General features: G+C 46.0%; 13 protein-coding genes and 1 pseudogene. 5 read left to right on the top strand and 9 right to left on the bottom strand.

The features are described from left to right. Nucleotides 1-141: 141 nt before the first annotated feature. From QME20_RS01010 to fdhD, 3 genes are read left to right on the top strand one after another with little or no spacing between them, the layout of a single operon-like run. Nucleotides 142-1,053: a LysR family transcriptional regulator gene (locus QME20_RS01010; protein ID WP_239239924.1), complete on the top strand. Its 912-nt coding sequence runs from the start codon at nucleotides 142-144 to the stop codon at nucleotides 1,051-1,053. Continuing rightward, nucleotides 1,046-1,684 carry a molybdenum cofactor guanylyltransferase gene (locus tag QME20_RS01015; protein WP_281715272.1) on the top strand — a complete coding sequence of 213 codons (639 nt, stop codon included), beginning with the start codon at nucleotides 1,046-1,048 and terminating at the stop codon, nucleotides 1,682-1,684. Before QME20_RS01010 ends, QME20_RS01015 begins: the two co-directional genes overlap by 8 nt. Beyond that, the gene (fdhD, locus tag QME20_RS01020) at nucleotides 1,674-2,456 is read left to right on the top strand and encodes a formate dehydrogenase accessory sulfurtransferase FdhD (RefSeq protein ID WP_281715273.1); all 783 of its coding nucleotides are present in this window, start codon (nucleotides 1,674-1,676) and stop codon (nucleotides 2,454-2,456) included. The genes QME20_RS01015 and fdhD overlap by 11 nt, the downstream gene beginning before the upstream one ends. A gap of 65 nt (nucleotides 2,457-2,521) precedes the next feature. On the opposite strand, the gene QME20_RS01025 is transcribed toward fdhD, so the two are convergent. The 4 genes from QME20_RS01025 to QME20_RS01040 all read right to left on the bottom strand — a co-directional run bounded on the left by QME20_RS01025 (nucleotide 2,522) and on the right by QME20_RS01040 (nucleotide 7,202). After that, a complete protein-coding gene (locus tag QME20_RS01025) occupies nucleotides 2,522-4,846 on the bottom strand; it encodes an FdhF/YdeP family oxidoreductase (protein ID WP_281715274.1) in 2,325 nt (774 codons plus the stop codon). A 142-nt stretch (nucleotides 4,847-4,988) separates the two neighbouring features. Further along, nucleotides 4,989-5,999, bottom strand: coding sequence for a pyridoxamine 5'-phosphate oxidase family protein (locus tag QME20_RS01030; protein WP_281715275.1), 1,011 nt, complete (start codon nucleotides 5,997-5,999; stop codon nucleotides 4,989-4,991). Nucleotides 6,000-6,010: 11 nt separating this feature from the next. Further along, complete coding sequence (locus QME20_RS01035) at nucleotides 6,011-6,688, bottom strand: glutathione binding-like protein (RefSeq protein ID WP_281715276.1); 678 nt, start codon at nucleotides 6,686-6,688, stop codon at nucleotides 6,011-6,013. A gap of 52 nt (nucleotides 6,689-6,740) precedes the next feature. After that, nucleotides 6,741-7,202, bottom strand: a complete 462-nt coding sequence (locus tag QME20_RS01040; RefSeq protein ID WP_014979105.1) for a nuclear transport factor 2 family protein — start codon at nucleotides 7,200-7,202, stop codon at nucleotides 6,741-6,743. Between the two features lie 162 nt (nucleotides 7,203-7,364). On the opposite strand from QME20_RS01040, the gene QME20_RS01045 reads away from it, so the two are divergent. Both QME20_RS01045 and QME20_RS01050 read left to right on the top strand, forming a co-directional pair. Next, the gene (locus QME20_RS01045; RefSeq protein ID WP_281715277.1) at nucleotides 7,365-8,255 is read left to right on the top strand and encodes a LysR family transcriptional regulator; all 891 of its coding nucleotides are present in this window, start codon (nucleotides 7,365-7,367) and stop codon (nucleotides 8,253-8,255) included. A gap of 202 nt (nucleotides 8,256-8,457) precedes the next feature. After that, nucleotides 8,458-8,922 carry a GNAT family N-acetyltransferase gene (locus QME20_RS01050; protein WP_281715278.1) on the top strand — a complete coding sequence of 155 codons (465 nt, stop codon included), beginning with the start codon at nucleotides 8,458-8,460 and terminating at the stop codon, nucleotides 8,920-8,922. 133 nt (nucleotides 8,923-9,055) lie between these two features. Here the strand turns inward: QME20_RS01050 and QME20_RS01055 are convergent. The 5 genes and pseudogenes from QME20_RS01055 to rne all read right to left on the bottom strand — a co-directional run bounded on the left by QME20_RS01055 (nucleotide 9,056) and on the right by rne (nucleotide 16,925). After that, nucleotides 9,056-9,674, bottom strand: a pseudogene (locus tag QME20_RS01055) (HAD-IA family hydrolase). 81 nt (nucleotides 9,675-9,755) lie between these two features. Next, nucleotides 9,756-10,433 (bottom strand): response regulator transcription factor, encoded by a 678-nt coding sequence (locus QME20_RS01065; protein WP_014949203.1) that lies wholly within the window; start codon nucleotides 10,431-10,433, stop codon nucleotides 9,756-9,758. Nucleotides 10,434-10,519: 86 nt separating this feature from the next. Continuing rightward, nucleotides 10,520-12,088 (bottom strand): HAMP domain-containing sensor histidine kinase, encoded by a 1,569-nt coding sequence (locus tag QME20_RS01070; RefSeq protein WP_281715280.1) that lies wholly within the window; start codon nucleotides 12,086-12,088, stop codon nucleotides 10,520-10,522. Between the two features lie 207 nt (nucleotides 12,089-12,295). Beyond that, entirely contained in the window at nucleotides 12,296-13,438 is a 1,143-nt protein-coding gene (locus QME20_RS01075) for an oxidoreductase family protein (protein WP_049588740.1), read from the bottom strand. Nucleotides 13,439-13,544: 106 nt separating this feature from the next. Beyond that, the gene (rne, locus tag QME20_RS01080; protein WP_281715281.1) at nucleotides 13,545-16,925 is read right to left on the bottom strand and encodes a ribonuclease E; all 3,381 of its coding nucleotides are present in this window, start codon (nucleotides 16,923-16,925) and stop codon (nucleotides 13,545-13,547) included. Between the last annotated feature and the right edge of the window lie 810 nt (nucleotides 16,926-17,735).

The following is a 17,735-nucleotide window of genomic DNA, read 5'->3' on the forward strand; positions in this document are numbered from 1 at the left end:
AGCTTCTATCAATCAGTATGTGCACATATCTTTGGGGTTTTTGGCTTATTCTAAAAACATGCGTTTAATGTACTTACAAGTCAAGCGTTCCATTGGTAGAATCATGATAGAAGCTATCTATCATGATTAAGGTATTGGTCTTTGGATATTCGTCAGCTCCGGTTTCTGGTCGCGTTAGATGAGACGCAGCACTTCGGTAAAGCGGCTAAGTCGTGCAATGTTACACAACCCACGCTTTCTTCACGCCTTCATAATTTAGAAGATGAGCTTGGTATTCAGTTGGTGGCTCGCAACCACAGATTCCAAGGCTTTACACCGGAAGGTGAAAGAATTTTGGCATGGGCAAGGAATATCTTAGCGGCGTGTGACGGATTACAAGCGGAAGCTGCATCGTGCAAAGGCGCCTTAGTTGGCCGACTTCGGATCGGTGCCGTTCCTCTAGCGAGTGTCGATCCTATCGACATTATTGACACCCTCTCAAAACAGCACAGTGCACTACAGTTTTCCTTACAAACACATAGCAGTGAGTATATCGTTAACGCGCTACACCGTAACGAACTTGACCTGGGTCTTTGTTACCTTGAAGGCATGAGCGCGCAACACTTCCATATTTTGCCGTTTAAAGCTACTCCAATGGTGTTGCTGTATCACCCCAATCATTACTGCTTTGAGCAAGATACCCTAAGCTGGCAGTCTCTTTCATCACTGCCACTTGGGTTATTAACACCTTCAATGCACTTTAGGCAGTCAATCACGCTAAACATGGCTAATGTGGGCGTGAACAATGAGCCTGTTATTGAATCAGACTCGGTTCATTGTTTACTGCAAGCAGTGAAAAAGGGGATGTGTTGTACGATCCTTCCAACCAACGTCGCAAAGGCCAAAGATGATTTAGGACTCGCCTATGTTACTGTTGACGATGGTAAAACCATTTCGCCTCTAGGGCTCATCATGCGAAAAGGCGAACCCAGCTCTCCCATTGCCAAGCAATGCTTTGAGTTTTTAAAAGGATATGAGGAGATTTTCAATAAAGGAGGCATATGCAGTGAGTAAAGTGAATATGACACTCATCGGTTTAGTGCTTGCGGGTGGTCAATCGCGCAGAATGGGGCAAGATAAAGCACTTATGCGTTATCAGGGCCGTACTCTCATCGATAATGCTTCGTTACTTTTACAGGCAGCGAGTTGCGATAAAGTGTTAATTAGTCGTAACGCGCCAGGCTTTTTGAATGACAAAATTGAAGATGCAGGTCCGCTTAGCGGAGTACATGCTGTTTTAGACGCACTATCTCAACCTGATAATCACAATGGCAATCCTTGTGAACTACTTGTTCTTCCCGTTGACATGCCGCAGATGACGCCCGAGCTTTTGAGAATATTAGTTTCGCGAGGGCGAGAGGCTGAAAAGGCATGTTATGTGGAAAAACGCTTTTTGCCTTTCTATATACCCGTTACTCAGGACACCAAAGCCCTCTTAGCCAACTATCTAGTTGAGCAAAGTAAAAGACGAGTGGTAGGATTTTTAGAAATTCTCAATGCAGTCTCTCTTAAAGAAGGCGACCTCAAAAAAACAGCGCGTAAAGAAGAAAGCGATAACAAAAAGCGTCTCGCAAATATGTCCAATGAAGATGGCGTAGAGTGGTTGAATGTGAATACTCCAGGTGATTGGCCACATGAAAAGTAACACTGAACAGCACGCATTGGTTTTAGATGCTGCACCCTATACTCAAAATTTTGCTCTTGCCGAAGAAGTCGCTTTAAGCATTAGTTACAACGGCATTAATTATGCCGTAATGCTGATAACCCCAAACGACATTGAAGATTTCATTGTGGGCTTCAGTTTAAGTAACGACATTATCGAACATCCTCGCCAGCTTTACGGTATTGAATTGACGCATCACAAAGAACACATCAATGCTGAAGTTGAAATTGCCAATCAGGCGTTCTGGAAGTTAAAGGAAAATAAACGGCAATTGGCGGGGGCGTCGGGCTGTGGGCTCTGCGGTGTTGAGGCATTAGACAACGCTTTGCCTCAATTGACGTCTATTGATGTATCGCCTTTGCCTGATGTGAGCTGGTTTAAAGGATTGCGAAGCCTTATATCCAATGCGCAAGCATTAGCTCAGCAGAGCGGTGCGGTGCATGGAGCGCTCTACATTGATGCTAAGCGCAATGTGCTGGCATGCCGAGAAGATATAGGAAGGCATAATGCTTTTGATAAATTAATTGGTGCTATCGTCACCCAAAAGCTCTTTCAACCTGAAGGTATTGTTGTGCTTACAAGCCGCTGCAGTTTAGAGTTGGTTCAAAAAGCGATAAGAGCTGAATTACCTTTGGTAGTGACGCTATCTGCTCCTACAGCCTTATCAGTAAAGTGGGCAAGCCGTTACGGTCTCACCCTGATCCATGTACCTAAGTATGACCCTCCAAGAGCTTACGCACCGCAAGAAAAGTAGTGCGCAGCGAGCCAGTTAGAAACAAAGGGCCTGTACTGATAAGTACCGGATAAGCAACGAAAAGCTTACACCGCAGAGACTGCTATTCGGCCATCTGATTCAGATTTCGAAAGTTTGATCGCGATAAATTTCGATGTTGGTGTGAACGTGCCATCACCGTAACTTTCTAGTGGTACTAACGGATTGGTTTCGGGGTAATATGCTGCTGCTTGACCTTGCGGGATGTCGTAAGCCACCAACATAAACTGTTTAACTTGGCGTGTTTTGCCGTCGTTCCACATTGACGTAATGTCGACTTTATCGCCATCGTTAAAACCCAGCTTCTTAATGTCACGTTCATTGACAAACAGAACGTCCCGCGCGCCAAACACGTTTCTGTAGCGGTCATCCATACCATAAATAGTTGTGTTGTACTGATCATGAGAGCGCAGTGTTTGTAAAATGAGGTCCGGCTCTTCACCTTTCGCAACGAGGTCAGCATTTAACAGTGAATCAGGCAGGGCGTTAGCAGCAAACTCGGCTTTGCCCGATGGTGTTAACCAGCGTCTCTCACCTGCTGCATTACCTAAATGAAAACCACCTGGTTGAGCGAGTTTGGTGTTAAAGTCTTTAAAACCGTCTATGGTGTCGGCAATGAGCTCACGAATATTGTCGTAATCGCTTATTAAGAAGTCCCAGTCTACCGGCGTGTTGCCTAACGTCGCCTTCGCGATACCAGCAATAATAGCGGGTTCAGAGCGAAGTTCGGGCGAGCTTGGCGGAAGTTGGCCATAAGAAATATGGACCATAGAAAACGTATCTTCCACAGTCACGCCTTGTTGCCCGCTAGCCTGCATGTCAATTTCAGTACGTCCCAAGCAGGGTAATATAAGCGCGTCTTTACCTGTGGTTAGGTGAGAACGATTTAACTTGGTGGCGATATGAACGGTTAAGTCGCATTGTGACAGCGCAGCGTGAGTACGCGGCGTATCTGGCGTCGCCTGGGCGAAATTACCGCCTAGGCCGATGAAAACTTTGGATTCACCACTTTCCATAGCCTGGATAGCTTGAATCGTATTGTGACCTCTTTCTCGTGGAACGGCGAAGTTAAACTTGTTCTCTAGTGCGTCAAGCAATGCTTTGGGGGGGACTTCGTTAATACCCACAGTTCTATCCCCCTGCACATTGCTGTGGCCACGAACGGGAGAAAGCCCTGCACCAGGCTTGCCCACGTTTCCTCGTAGTAGTTGTACGTTCACTATTTCCTGAACCGTAGCTACTGAGTGCTTGTGTTGGGTGATCCCCATTGCCCAGCACATGATCACCCGTTCTCCACGTTTGTACATGGTTGCCGCGTGACGTATTTCGTCTTTTGATAAACCGCTCTGCGCTTCAATATGCTCCCAGTTCGTCGCTTCAACGGCACTCAAATAGTCGTCCATTCCATTGGTATGTGCGTTAATAAAGTCGTGGTCGAAGACGGGAGGAGCATTGTTTGCTTTGGCTTCTTGTTCCCAAGTTAACAGCCATTTAGCGATGCCGCGCATAACCGCCATGTCACCACCAAGAGCAGGCCTGAAATAGGCGGTATTGGTTGGCTCAGAGCCATTGGTTAGCATCTCAACCGGATGCTGCGGGTTTTGAAATCGTTCAAGGCCACGCTCTTTTAACGGGTTGAAGCATACCACTTGCGCCCCTCTTCGTACTGCTTCACGAAGAGGTTCTAGCATACGAGGGTGGTTAGTTCCCGGATTTTGGCCGATAACAAAAATGGTGTCTGCTTTTGCAAAATCATTGAACGTAACTGTGCCTTTGCCCACGCCTATCGTAGGTTTCATACCTTGCCCCGACGCTTCGTGGCACATATTTGAACAATCGGGAAAATTATTTGTGCCAAATGCGCGTACGAATAACTGATATAAATAGGCGGCTTCGTTACTCGCCCGCCCGGAGGTATAAAACTCCGCCTGATGAGGGGAATGTAAACCCTTCAAGTGTTTGGCAATAAGTGCGAAGGCATCGTCCCATGATACTGGTTCGTAATGGTCTGCTTGAGCATTGTAGCGCATAGGGTGGGTGAGTCTCCCTTGTGACTCAAGCCAGTAATCGGTGTGCTTTTTCAGTGAGCCGACCGAATACTTTGAGAAAAATGTTGGGTCTACATAGCGACCGGTAGACTCCCAGTTCACTGCTTTAGCACCATTTTCACAAAACTTCACTAAACCACTTTCTGGTGATTCACCCCACGCACAGCCTGGGCAGTCAAAGCCTTTGTCTTGATTCGTTTTGAGCATGGCTCGTAAATTCTTAAGTGGCTTTTCGCTTTGGAGCCAGCTCTGGGTTACACTCTTTAGTGCTCCCCATCCGCCAGCGGGTTTGTTGTACGTTTTGATGTTACGCTTATCACTCATGTTCTGCCCCTGTGTCTAGGCGGGCATTTGCCCTTGTCTACAAAACCTAACCAAGACTTTTTGTCTAAACAGCGTAACCATTCTGGTTACGGTATTCCAATTGATTACGCTAACTAGATGATAGGGTTCATCAATTAACCGCTTATTTCCAGTCGCCTGTCTTTAGTGCATAGGGGGATATGTCTGTGATCTCATGGGAGTAGGGATACGCACCCGAAATATGTGTTACCGAGAATACCGAAAGAGACACAAAGCGCTCTGCACCTTCAAATGCGGTTATATTCGATTCGAGGGATTCGATACTCGCCTTTGCTTTAATAAACAGAAGGTCACCTGTTTCATTATCCCAAAAACACAGACCGACGCGTGGGTCTAGTAGGATGTTGCCCAAGGTATTAAAGAATTTATTACCGCTAAAATCGGGAAAGATTAACGAATTCCCTTCCACTTTAACAAAGCCTGCTTTGCCCCCCCTGTGAGAAACGTCTAGCCCTTCATTCGCTGCATGGCCTAAAGATTTATGTCGTGAGGCAATAAAAAACGTTTCAGCCCTTGATATTAGCGAGCGTGCACTTGGGGTGAGCACATTCGATGTTGAAGTAAAAAATGTAGAATCACCGGCTCCTACTGTGTTTTTCATTGGGGCAGTCTGAACGGCACGTTGTTTTTTGACTGTGGTTCGTTTGTGAATGTATTGGGGGCAGTTACCGAAACTTTGATCTACCAATACCGTAAGGTTTTCATTAGTTGCGTGACTTATCGTACCGTTCAACCGATTTCTTCGCCTTGTAGCGTATTCAATGCCGACGATTCCAATTTTGCTGCCTGAAGTCACGTCGAGATTTAACGAGTGTTGCATCATATTCCAAACTTCTACTGGTAGGCTAAAGCGCAATTGGGTAGCAGAGGGACTTTCTATGAAATCTCCTTCTCCCCAAACAGGCGTGGCTACAGGGTGGCCTTTTTCGTCTACCAAGGCGAAAACAGTGAACGGACTGGATGTAAAGAACTGCCTGTGTTGTTCCGGCATAACGCTACGGATAAAACCATTCGTCCGCTCACCGATTTCCCTGTCAATTTCCAGCTTTTTTTGCAGTGCAATTTCGCCTTGATGAAACGCTGGGTTCAAGGATGATAGCTTAGTTAGAGACATAACGACCTCAATTAACTATGCGGACTGGTATTGCGCGCTGGTGCGATGTCAGACGCTGGCATTGGGACAAAATTATCCAGACTCTCAACCGCATTTATCCAGGCATTGATAAGAGGAAATTTGGACAACGATATTCCTCCTTCAGGGGCATGAGCTATATACGAATACATAGCGATGTCTGCTGCGGTAACGTGTTCGCCAACCAAAAAAGTACTTACCGTGTTTCCTAGATGAGCCTCCATGTTTGCAAGTAACGTCTCGGTGGTGGCCAGTACTGTGGGCACATGAATCGTTGCTCCAAATACGTATTCCAATCGCGCGGCGGCCGGCCCTTTAGCAAGTTCACCCGCTGAGACTGATAGCCAGCGTTGAATTAGCGCTTTTTCTTTGGCGTTCTTTCCTAGCCAATAGTCACTGTCTGCGTATGCGTGGATCAAATAAACCAGAATGGCATTGGAGTCAGCCAAAGTGATATCACCGTCTGTTATCACGGGGACTTGTTTAAACACGTTAAGTGAGCTGAAGCGATCACTCTTGTGCTCGCCTTTGGCCATGTCAGGCTCAACGGTTGTGAAAGGGATGGCATTCAGTGTCATAAACAATGAAACTTTGTGACAGTGGCCAGATTTAGGGTTTTGAATCAAAACAATAGGGCTTTTTGGCAATGTTCTGCTTGTTGGATTTGTCATAAATTCATCCTCTCAATAGAAATGGTTAGTTGGGTGTTATTATCAACATTGTTTACAGCTCAAGCTCGGACAGAGTGGGAAAATCGTCAGGGCGTCGTTCGCCATCCCACGTGAACTTTCGGTCACTTTCTGAAATAGGATGTTCGTTGATACTGGCAATGCGTTTTTCCATTAGGCCATCAAGGTTGAACTGCCAATTTTCATTACCGTAAGCTCTATACCATTGACCAGAATCGTCTTTGTACTCGTATGCAAAGCGCACTGCTATACGGTTTGCGTTGAATGCCCATAGCTCTTTTACTAATTTATAGTTGAGCTCTTTGTTCCACTTTCTCGTCAAAAAACTCACTATTTGAGCACGTCCTTCAATAAATTCTGCTCGGTTGCGCCAACGGCAGTCAAAGGTATAAGCACCTGCAACTTTTACCGCATCTTTGGTGTTCCATGCGTCTTCAGCAAGTCGCACTTTTTGTGCTGCGGTTTCAGGTGAAAAGGGGGGAAGCGGTGGTCTCATAATTAACTCCTGTAGGCATTGGGCTGTAGTGTAAAAACGTTAACCTGAACGAAAACGTGCAAAAGCTGAGAGCGATACTAGAACTTTCCTTTTATTTAATAATTAGCTATTTTTGAAATTTATAATTTCATTGAGTGAAATAATATGGACAAGCTTTTGTGCATGAGAGTGTTTGCAGAGGCTGCTAAGTCGGGAAGCTTTGTAGGAGCTGCAGACGCGATGTCGATGTCAGCGCCTGCGGTTACTCGATGTATTGCACATTTAGAGGGACAGTTAAATACTCGATTTTTTCATCGGACAACGCGGCAAGTGAAATTGAGTGAGGTTGGTGAACATTACCTTATTCATGTTTCACGTATACTGGCAGATATTGAGCAAAGTGAAGCTGCTGTGTCTGGCATTGATTTAGTGCCCAGAGGTGAGCTTAATATCACGGCACCCATTTTGTTCGGCGAACGTTATGTAACGCCGATAATATCCCAATTTCTTAAGGACTATCCCGACATTAGGGTTAACGGGCATTTTCACGACGATGTGGTGAATCTAATTGATAGCAATATGGATGTAGCAATACGTATAGGTAACCCGAAAGACTCCTCGCTTTACGGTGTTACGGTAGGATACGTACGGCGTGTAACCTGTGCGGCGCCTAGCTACTTGGCGAGTAGCCCGGCCATAAAAAAGCCAGAAGATTTAAAACGGCATAGTGTGCTTTATCCGACGCGCTTTAACGAGCCAGCGGTATGGACGTATCACAAAAACGGCAGACCTATTGCCATTAAGCTAACACCTCGTTTTCAATCCAACCAAAACAGAGCGGCTATTAACGCCGCCATTGCAGGCGTTGGGGTTGTTCGGTTGATGTCCTATCAGGTTGCAGAAGCACTTAGAAGTGGTGATTTGGTAAGTTTGTTAGAAGATGTGGAAGACAAAAAGTTGCCTATACAGGTGGTAAGTGTTGAAGGGCGTAAGAACCTTACTAAGGTTAAAATGTTCATTGACTATGTCAAGGCAGGGTTGGCGAACAACGAGTATCTTAACCCTAGAGCCTGAATAATCCAGAGTATCTTGACCTACGCGTGTGGTGCTCAGGCTGTAGCATAAGTTGTGAGTAAAATGGGTTGCGTTACGCTAAACCAATCGTTATCGTCGCAGAGATTTCAAAGTTAGCATTTTAAAATTGACATCTATAACTTTAACAGGATCTGTTAAAGGCGCTACTCAAACGTTAATAATAAAAAATCATCGAGGCAACATGGTTTCCTGGCAATCACTTACATTTAATGAACTGACTAATCATCAACTCTTCGACTTGCTCAAGCTGCGTGTCGATGTTTTTGTCGTTGAGCAAAACTGTGCCTATCCGGAGCTTGACGAAAAAGACCGCCATCCAAAAACTCATCATTTAATGGGGTTTCAAGATAACAAATTGGTAGCGTGTGCACGATTACTTGGCGAAGGGGTTAGTTATCCATCGGTGAGTATCGGTCGAGTAGCTACCAGCGAAACTTTCAGAGGTAAAGGGGCGGGCAGAGCACTTATGCGTGAAGCCATTGATCATTGTGAGGCGTTATGGCCAGGCTGTGATATTGAAATTGGCGCGCAAGAGTATTTAAAACGGTTTTATGAAGGTTTTGGGTTTGAAGCCACCTCGACTATGTACTTGGAAGACGATATTCCTCACATCGATATGAAAAGAGCAGGCACGGCAACAGAGTAGCTCAGTGCTTAGCTCGAAATATTGGTTTGCATGACCTTTTATGGCCCAGGCGTTTAACCTAATAATTATGTTTACCCGTGCCAACCTTTAAGCTGTGCTTTTATGTGCACCTAGATACCATCAACCCTAACGCTTATTTGGCATCGGGTAATTGGGAGACTAATTCATCTAGTCCGCTTACCACCGTGTCAGGCGCTATTGCTAACGGGTAAAGTACCTTACCGGGGCGTGCAATGAACGCGGCTTGCCAGCCTGCCTGTTTAGCACCAGCAATATCCCAACCGTGGGCCGCCACTAACATAGCGTCTTCTGCTGCTATACCCATTTTTTCAATAGCCCACTCATACGTGCGTGTATCGGGCTTATAAAAGTTAATGTCTTCTACACTTAGTCGCTCGTCGAAATAAGACAAAAGATCAGCATTCTTAAATTGAGTATATACGCCTTGATTAGACGAGTTGGTAAGGCTTACTAGTTTATAACCCTTGTTTTTAAGTGCCTGTAAGCCATCGCGCACGTCAGGATAGGGTGTTAAGCTTCGCAATGGCGGTGTGGTCAAGCAAGGTCTCATTAACATCGAAAAAGATAACCTTTGGTGCTCGCAATTCCCGTGCAGACATTGCTGTATTCTTATCAGGCTGCGCGGCACCTCTGGTGTCTGTCTGAGCGAAGACTGGTGATGACAATAGACTAATGCCTACAGCGGTTGCGCAACATAGCCTTGAGAGTAATGAAGAAGGTGAGCGAGCCATAATTATCCTTTATAAAATTTGAACGAGTGTTCAAATTAGGCGGGATAACACATGAATGCAATAGCAAATGAGACGAAACGACTATTTTCTGGTGGTCAACCGATAGCCGTTGCCTCTCAGAGTTTCAATAAATATGGCATCACTGCTGTGAAGCTTTTGTCGCAGCCTACTGATATACACATCAACAACATTAGTTAGCGGATCGCTGTGACTTCGCCATACTCGACTTAATATGCGTTCTCGAGACAGCACTTTTTCAGCATTTTCTGCGAAGTAGTAGAGCATGTCGTATTCTAGTTTGGTGAGTGAAATCTCTTCCCCAGACAATGTCGCAATACGTGACTCGTCATCGATGTTTAACGGTCCGATGGTGAGGCCTAATTGGGTAACCGGTGTATTTGTCACTCTTCGGCTTAAGGCCGTTATGCGCGCAAGTAGTTCGTCAAAGTCAAATGGCTTGCACAAATAGTCATCCGCGCCTTGTTTTAAACCATTCACGCGCTCGCGTACTTCGTCCACCGCCGTTAGCAACAAAACCATAGGGGCATGGGGAAGCGACTTGATTGCGGGCAGCAGCTCTACGCTATCTTCATCACCAAACATGCGATCAAGTACAATAATAGCAGGGGCTTCATGACGAATGCGCGTGACTAAGTTGTGTAATGCCGACTCTTCGATGCACTCAAAACCTTCAGCGCTTAAGCCTCGTGATAGAAAGCGTAGCAAGGGGGCTTCGTCATCAGCAATAAGAATTTTCATTGTTGTTATGATCCTAGTCGTTCGAAGTTACTTAACGGTTGTTATTGGAGCCTGTTGACCGCTGCAAAAATGTACAGCAACGGTCATCAGGCCCTAGTCGCGTGGTCTTGTAAAACTGGCAGCGTCAACGTGAACTGCGAGCCTTTACCTAATGTGGAATGCGCACTCAATGTACCGTGGTGGGCTTCTGCTATCGCTTTAGCGATAGACAAACCTAGCCCCATTCCATTGCCTTTGCGCTTTAACCTAACGAAGCGTTCAAAAACGTGCTGCAAATCACTTGACGAAATGCCTTCACCGCTATCAATGACCGATACGTTGATATTCGGGCCTTCGCTCTCAACGCGCAGCACAATGGGCGTATCGGGATAAGAATATTTGTGCGCGTTTTCGATAAGGATGGTCAGTACCTGCGCAATTCTGTCTTTGTCGATGAGCACTTGGACCTCATTATTGGCAAGCCATTTAAGTTCTAAGTCTCTTGGCTTTGTGAGCTTTTGCCATAACGCCATATTTTGTGTAAGCAGGTTATGTAAGTCAGATTTAACCAGATCTACAGTAAATTCGTGCATCTCGGCACGCGCTAGCAGCAGCAAATCATCAACCAACTTACTTAAGTTCACGGCTTGCTCAAGTATGGTTTCTAGCGTTTCTTCATAAATCTCGTTGCTAGCCGCAGCCTGCCTAAGGGTTACCTGAGCTTCGCCACGAATAATGGTTAACGGTGTGCGCAATTCGTGACTTACATCAGCCATAAATTGTCGGCGCTTTGCGTCCAGCTGAGTGAGTTTATTGTTGGCTTCTTTTAAAGCCCGGGTTCGGCTCTCCACTTCAAACTCTAAGTGCTTACGATGGGCATCAGCCTGGTCTTCGTGTTCTTGTAGTCGCGCTATCATGGAATTTAGTGCTTTGACCAAGTCAGTAAATTCGCTATCCAGGGTTTCAGGCAATCGATAGTGGTAGTTTCCCGAGGCAATGGCATCGGTACCCGTGCGAATAACTGTAAGCGGCTGATACAGGGCATTGAATAGCCAATAACAACCCAGCAGAATGAAAGGACAGGTGATAAGGCCTAAACTGATAGTAAACCACACAATGCTGCTGTTTAGCGTTTCAATGCTAGCGTTAATGCGGGATACAACGCCTGTCTGGCGGTTTACTGCAGAGTTGATGGCCTCCCTAAACTGGTTGTCGATAGTTATTTCAAGTAATGTTTGAAGGCGCTGCTGTTGATTAAGTGGAGTACTGTCGTTACTTAGCGCAATAGCTCTAAACTCTTCCACAATGCCTTGAATCAGCGCTTCAAGTTCATCGGTATCTTCAACACTTCCTAATGTTGCCTCAAGCCCTAGTGCTTCGCGTTGGGCAAGTTCCAGAGATTTTATACGGTTCAACGAGTTTTCTATTTGTTGTTGTTTGTTTCTCACTTTCGCTTGGTTCGCATTCTTGCCAAAAATAAGCTCATCGGTTAGCTGTTTGAAAAGCCTGTAGGAAATACTTGATAACTGCTGGTGCTCTGACAGCAGGGATTGAGCGAGTTGAGCTTGCGCTAAGTTAGTGCGCGTTAAATGCGCAGATATGGCTGCACTGGCTAAAGCAATCAACAGAATAAAAGTGGAAAGTAGCCCAAAAAGGTAGAGTTTACGTTTGTACATTGGCAGCAGCGTTATGATTATTTGTCACTATATACGCTAAATGTAATTTAATGGTGCAGTTTCACGGCAATAAAATAGTAAGTCAGAGCAGATGGGCTACCAGCGACATGTCGTCTGAATTGGTGTAGAAATAGAACGTAAAAAAGGGCGCGCGAGAGAGAAAAAGTACGTTCATAAAAGTCGTGATCACTATGAAAACGTAATCGTTTAAGCCGTGCGCTCAAGAATAGACAAGGCAATATCTGTTTGATATTGGAGCTCTTCATCTATTTTCCAGTGTTCGGGGCTCCAACCCGCTAAGAACCGATAAAAGTCAGCGCAGGCGAAGGGGTACAGGTACTTCCATTCAGCAATGATAAGCGCAATATCAGCACGCTTGAAACAAGCCGAACTATCATTGTTAGCCAATCGAGTGTGTAGCGCATCTTCGAGCGCTTGAAAGTAGTTATCGAGCAATGCATCACGATGTTTCATGTGGGTTTGGGTTGATAGGGCACTGCCCAAAAAATACGCCACGTCCTTTATGCCTGCGCCATAACCCACGTACTGAAAGTCGACAGCTGCACAGTCAGAAAAATCTTCGGTAAAACAAAAGTTAGCCACTTTAGCATCGCCGTGCACCAAAGTGTGATAATGAGCGTCGCCTAACGTGGTAGATATATCGACAGCATGTTGCTTTAGTAATCCATCCGACATGGCGTTGAACTCATCTTCACGGGTTGCCAAGTGCCAATAAGTGCCTTCAGGCCATAATTGTAAACGTCGGCTATCAAATTCATCTCTCACATTGACAAAGCGTGCATGAAAGTTGGCAAGCCATTTTAGAACAGTGATGCATTGCGCAGCGGTAAGTGAAGAGGCCGTGCGAGAATAGCCGCTGTGTGCTAAGTCTTCCATAACAAGAAGGGAGGCTTCGCCCTGTTGGCTGTGCCCTAAGTATTTAGCTGTACGGCACGACGCATCAGTTTGGACTTGAACGTCGCTATAAAAACAGTTCTCTACCTTAAAAGATTGGCACTTACGGTTGTGGCTAGCTTCACCATTCCAGCCTTTAGGGTGAGAGAGCCTGTGTGGCGGAGTGGCGCATTTCACGACTACTTTTAGCGCTGCTTCGTCTTCACCTTGTTGCGCGCCAAGTGGGTTTTGTTGAGCTTGGTGATACTGGCTTTCTTGGAAAGGGCTTCTCTCGTCGTGATTCTTTGAAAAAGTATTATTAGGATAGCCCAAAGTGGCACGAAAGCACGCTCCGTAGCCACTCCAAAGAGGTTGAATCATTTGTGTGTCTAATACTTGCGCGTTACATACTTGGCTTAACCAATCTATATACTGCTGGTTTACCGTATCTGACATTTTATTCTCAACTCGGACTCGATGTTAAACGTACACTAACAAACAAAAAAGCCGCTCGAAAGCGGCTTTTACGTCAATTAGCTAGTAGCGCACTAGCGACTGGAAATTATTCAGCCACTGCTGCTACTTCGGTAACGTCATCTACCGACTGAGGAAGCGTTGTTACTGCTGATGCACGTGACGTTACGTGCGACATCGCTGCAGTTTTACCCGATACTGCGAGTGCAGGTCGTGTGTCGTCAGTTTTAGCGGTAAGCGCTACATCAACAAATGCGTCGTTTACTGCTGCAGGCAATGCCATAGGGTGCGATGCACCACGCTTTCCTTTGCCACTCGCTGCTAGGCTCGAAGAAGGCGCTGCTGTTGTTTCAGCTTTTTCTTTAGCCGCTGGCGTATCTGCTTTCGCTTCTTGTACCTGTGCTTCTGGTTCTGCAACTACAGGTGCGTCAGCCAAGTTTATTTCAACTTGCTCTGGCGATGCTGTTGCTTCGTCTTTAGCTTCTGGCGCCGTATCAGCTTGCGTTGTTTTAGCTTCAACTGCCGGTTCCGTTTGTGCTGCCGGAGCCGTTTCTTCAACGTTGCTTTCTTGCACTGAAGTTTGAGCTTCTTTAGCCGGTTTAGCTTCAGTTGTTGCGTTATCGTCTGCTGACGTTACTTCATCAGTTGAGTCTACAGCTTCCGAAGGTTTATCGTTCGCTGACGGCTCTGCATCCGCTGAAGGCTTATTTCCCGCTAAAGGCTCTGCATCAAACTGAAGTTCGTCCTGAACGGCTTCAACGTCAAGCTTTGCTTTCTCTTGCTTAGAAACAGGTTGCTCTTCAGCTGGCGCTAACTGCCCAGGCTCTTTTGCTTGTGTTTCTTCGACAACAGGTGCATCTGTCTTAGCTGTCGCTTCAACTTCTGCTTCTGGCTGCTGCGGTGACAACTCACCAGGCTGTTTAGCTTGCGTGTCTGAATCGTCAACTTGCTGCGACTCTTTCTTACGACGTTGGCCAGCCGCACGAACGTGACGTGGAGAGCGGCGTGAACGGCCACGGCCTTCACGTTTTTGACCATGCTCTTCACTGTTAGCGTCGGTATTCGCATCAGTGCCATCAACGGCATCACTAGTTATCGCTGATGAGTCACCTTCACCCTTAACAGCATCCGATACTGGCTTCGCTTCAGCAGGTTTATCCGCTGGCTTTTGCGCGGCTTTGACTGCTGGCTTTTGCTCATCCTTCTTCTGTTCAGCAGTGTTTTCAACCGGTGACTCTGCTTTCGGCGCTTTAGGCTTGGTGTCAGCTTTAGCTTTGTGCTGCGATGGCGCTTCTTTAACTACTGGCGCAGCCTGCGCTTCGTTTTGTTCAACAGTAGTTGCCCCGTTGTCATCTTTCTTCACACGGACGCTGCGGCGCTTGTCACGACGTTTTCTGCGTTCAGCAACTTCACGCTTCTTCTGCGCTTGGTTTTCTTGCTGCTCGCCGTCTTGCTTCTCGTGCTTAGGCTTTTGTTGCTCATCGCGAGGTTGTTGTGCCTTACGAGGCTTACGACCTTTGTTATTGCGCTTATCATCTTGATCTTGGCGCTGGTCTCGCTGCTGATCGCCGCGCGGTTTGCGATTATCATTCTGCTCACCATCGCGATTTTGGTCTTTACCTTGGTCTCTGTTTTGAGACTGATTGCCACGACGATTGTTCTTGTTGCGCGGCTTGCGGCGACGGTCGTCATTATTGCGGCTGCGGTTGTTTCTATTTTTATTACCAGACTGTGGCTTCTTGTCTTTATTGGTTTCTTCTTCGCTTTCGCTACCAAATAAATCGCTAATCCACTTACCAAATCGGGCAAATAGCGAAGGCACATCGTCGGCTTTCTTCGCTGGCTCTTCTTTTGGCGCAACTACAGGCGCAGCCGTTGGGGCAACAAGGCCCTTCAGTGCAGGCTCTTCGCGCTTAACCGGTGCAGAAGTCGTTGTTTCCGTCTCAGCTTCTACCGCAGGCATTAACTCTACGTCGTAACTCGCTCCAGATATAACGTCATCTGGACGTCTGCGTAATACCTGGTAGTGCGGTGTATCTAGGTTTGCATTAGGAATAAGCAGTAAATCAACACCGTGGCGCTTTTCGAGAAGCTGAATTGACTTACGCTTTTCGTTAAGTAGATAGGTCGCAACTGGAACAGGCAACTGTGCTTCAATTTGCCCTGTGTTTTCTTTAATGCTCTCTTCTTCCAAAATACGAAGAATAGACAGTGCCAAAGACTCAGTGCCACGAATGGTACCGTGACCAGAACAGCGAGGACACACGTGATGCGCTGATTCGCCTAAAGAAGGGCGTAAACGCTGGCGAGACATTTCCAAAAGGCCAAAGCGAGAAATGCGACCCAATTGCACTCGTGCTCTGTCGCTTCTCACCGCGTCTTTCATGCGGTTTTCGACTTCACGTTGGTGACGTACTGGCGTCATATCAATGAAGTCGATTACAACCAATCCACCTAGGTCACGAAGACGCAGTTGACGGGCAATCTCGTCTGCCGCTTCTAGGTTTGTGTTAAGCGCTGTCTCTTCAATATCACCACCTTTTGTTGCACGGGCAGAGTTAATATCTATAGAGGTTAGTGCTTCTGTTGGGTCGATAACAATTGAGCCGCCAGAAGGCAAACGCACTTCGCGTTGGAATGCAGACTCAATTTGGCTTTCGATTTGGTAGTGACTAAATAACGGCACTTCACCACGATAGAGCTTTACGCGATTTGCAAAGTCAGGGCGCACCAATTGAATGTGCTGTAAAGCTTGCTCATAAATACTGGTTTTATCGATAAGGATTTCGCCAATATCGCGACGTAGGTAGTCGCGGATAGCACGAACAATTACGTTACTTTCCTGGTGAATCAAGAAAGGGGCTTCACGTTCTTCAGCAACGCTAGAGATAGCTTCCCAATGGGTAAGCAAGACTTTTAAATCCCATTCTAGCTCTTCGTAAGATTTGCCAACCCCCGCAGTGCGAACAATCAAACCCATACCTTCAGGAAGGTCCAATTTGCTTAGTGACTCTTTAAGCTCTGTACGCTCATCGCCCTCTATTCGGCGTGAAATACCGCCAGCGCGAGGGTTGTTTGGCATAAGTACTAGGTAACTGCCTGCAAGCGATAAGAATGTAGTTAATGCAGCGCCTTTTTGGCCGCGCTCTTCTTTATCAATTTGAACAATTACTTCTTGGCCTTCTTTAATCACATCTTTGATGTTAGGGCGGCCTTCGAATTTGTAACCTTTAGGGAAGTAAGTGCGGGCAATTTCTTTGAGGGGTAGGAAGCCATGGCGCTCTGCACCGTAGTCAACAAAAGCAGCTTCTAAGCTGGGTTCAACGCGGGTAATTTTACCTTTGTAGATGTTCGCTTTTTTCTGCTCGTGTCCTGGACTTTCTATATCTAAATCATACAACCGTTGCCCATCGACAAGAGCAACGCGCAACTCTTCTTGCTGAGTTGCATTAATTAACATTCTTTTCATTGTATCTAACTCTGTTTTCGTACAGCCGTTAAGACACAAAATTAAAGTGACATGTGCAAACCCTCACCGCGCAACCTCACGGCTGGACGGGGACCTTGTTGTAACGTCGCATTATCCCTGGTGGGCAAACACTCACGCGAATAAACAAGCGCCTTTATCTTAAGCGCAAACCCATACGATCGTGAATTGACACGTATAATCGTACAGATGCATTCATGTTCACACTGCTTTAAGGATGTCGGGAGCGACTAGCCCTTATTACTCATTTCATTTTTTCAAGCGGCATCATTTTTGCCACTCAATTGTCATTTAATTCTGTTAGCTAAACGGCAAACTTATTTTATGTTCGCAAGCATGGCCTCGCTTTTTACGGCAGTGTAGTCGTTGCCTCTCTCGCGGGGTCGGTATGAATGTGTTATTTCATCGAACACTTATCATTGCTGATGTCACCGACGCTCAAACCATGCTTTTATCGTTTACAAGTTAAAACAACACACTCAGATGCGTGCTGATTTTCGGTCTTGTTGTTGTTTTTATAACGCTGTGTTTCACATTGTTAAAGTGCGGCAACGAAATGCCTGTTCCACACCTTTCTTTTTACGTGAATTTAATCGTGTTAAAAACATCGATAATTATCGCACTAAAAGTCAAATTTTAGCAAGGAAAGCGAATGAATAAATCCCATAAATTGAGATGTTAAATACAGAAAACATGCGCTTTGGATAAAAAGTATGCGCAAAGGTGGGTTTTCTAAGTCCTAGCTAAGCGCTGATATAATAATTATTTAGTAAAACGTAACTTTCAGTATGT

Source organism: Alteromonas sp. CyTr2 (assembly GCF_947311905.1).
In the GTDB taxonomy this organism is placed as follows: Bacteria; Pseudomonadota; Gammaproteobacteria; order Enterobacterales; family Alteromonadaceae; genus Alteromonas; species Alteromonas macleodii.

Coding starts and splice junctions, on each gene's coding strand:
- fdhD (WP_281715273.1), top strand. CDS start 1,674: ATGAAAAGTAACACTGAACAGCACGCATTGGTTTTAGATGCTGCACCC.
- QME20_RS01025 (WP_281715274.1), bottom strand. CDS start 4,846: ATGAGTGATAAGCGTAACATCAAAACGTACAACAAACCCGCTGGCGGA.
- QME20_RS01030 (WP_281715275.1), bottom strand. CDS start 5,999: ATGTCTCTAACTAAGCTATCATCCTTGAACCCAGCGTTTCATCAAGGC.
- QME20_RS01035 (WP_281715276.1), bottom strand. CDS start 6,688: ATGACAAATCCAACAAGCAGAACATTGCCAAAAAGCCCTATTGTTTTG.
- QME20_RS01040 (WP_014979105.1), bottom strand. CDS start 7,202: ATGAGACCACCGCTTCCCCCCTTTTCACCTGAAACCGCAGCACAAAAA.
- QME20_RS01045 (WP_281715277.1), top strand. CDS start 7,365: ATGAGAGTGTTTGCAGAGGCTGCTAAGTCGGGAAGCTTTGTAGGAGCT.
- QME20_RS01050 (WP_281715278.1), top strand. CDS start 8,458: ATGGTTTCCTGGCAATCACTTACATTTAATGAACTGACTAATCATCAA.
- QME20_RS01065 (WP_014949203.1), bottom strand. CDS start 10,433: ATGAAAATTCTTATTGCTGATGACGAAGCCCCCTTGCTACGCTTTCTA.
- QME20_RS01070 (WP_281715280.1), bottom strand. CDS start 12,088: ATGTACAAACGTAAACTCTACCTTTTTGGGCTACTTTCCACTTTTATT.
- QME20_RS01075 (WP_049588740.1), bottom strand. CDS start 13,438: ATGTCAGATACGGTAAACCAGCAGTATATAGATTGGTTAAGCCAAGTA.
- rne (WP_281715281.1), bottom strand. CDS start 16,925: ATGAAAAGAATGTTAATTAATGCAACTCAGCAAGAAGAGTTGCGCGTT.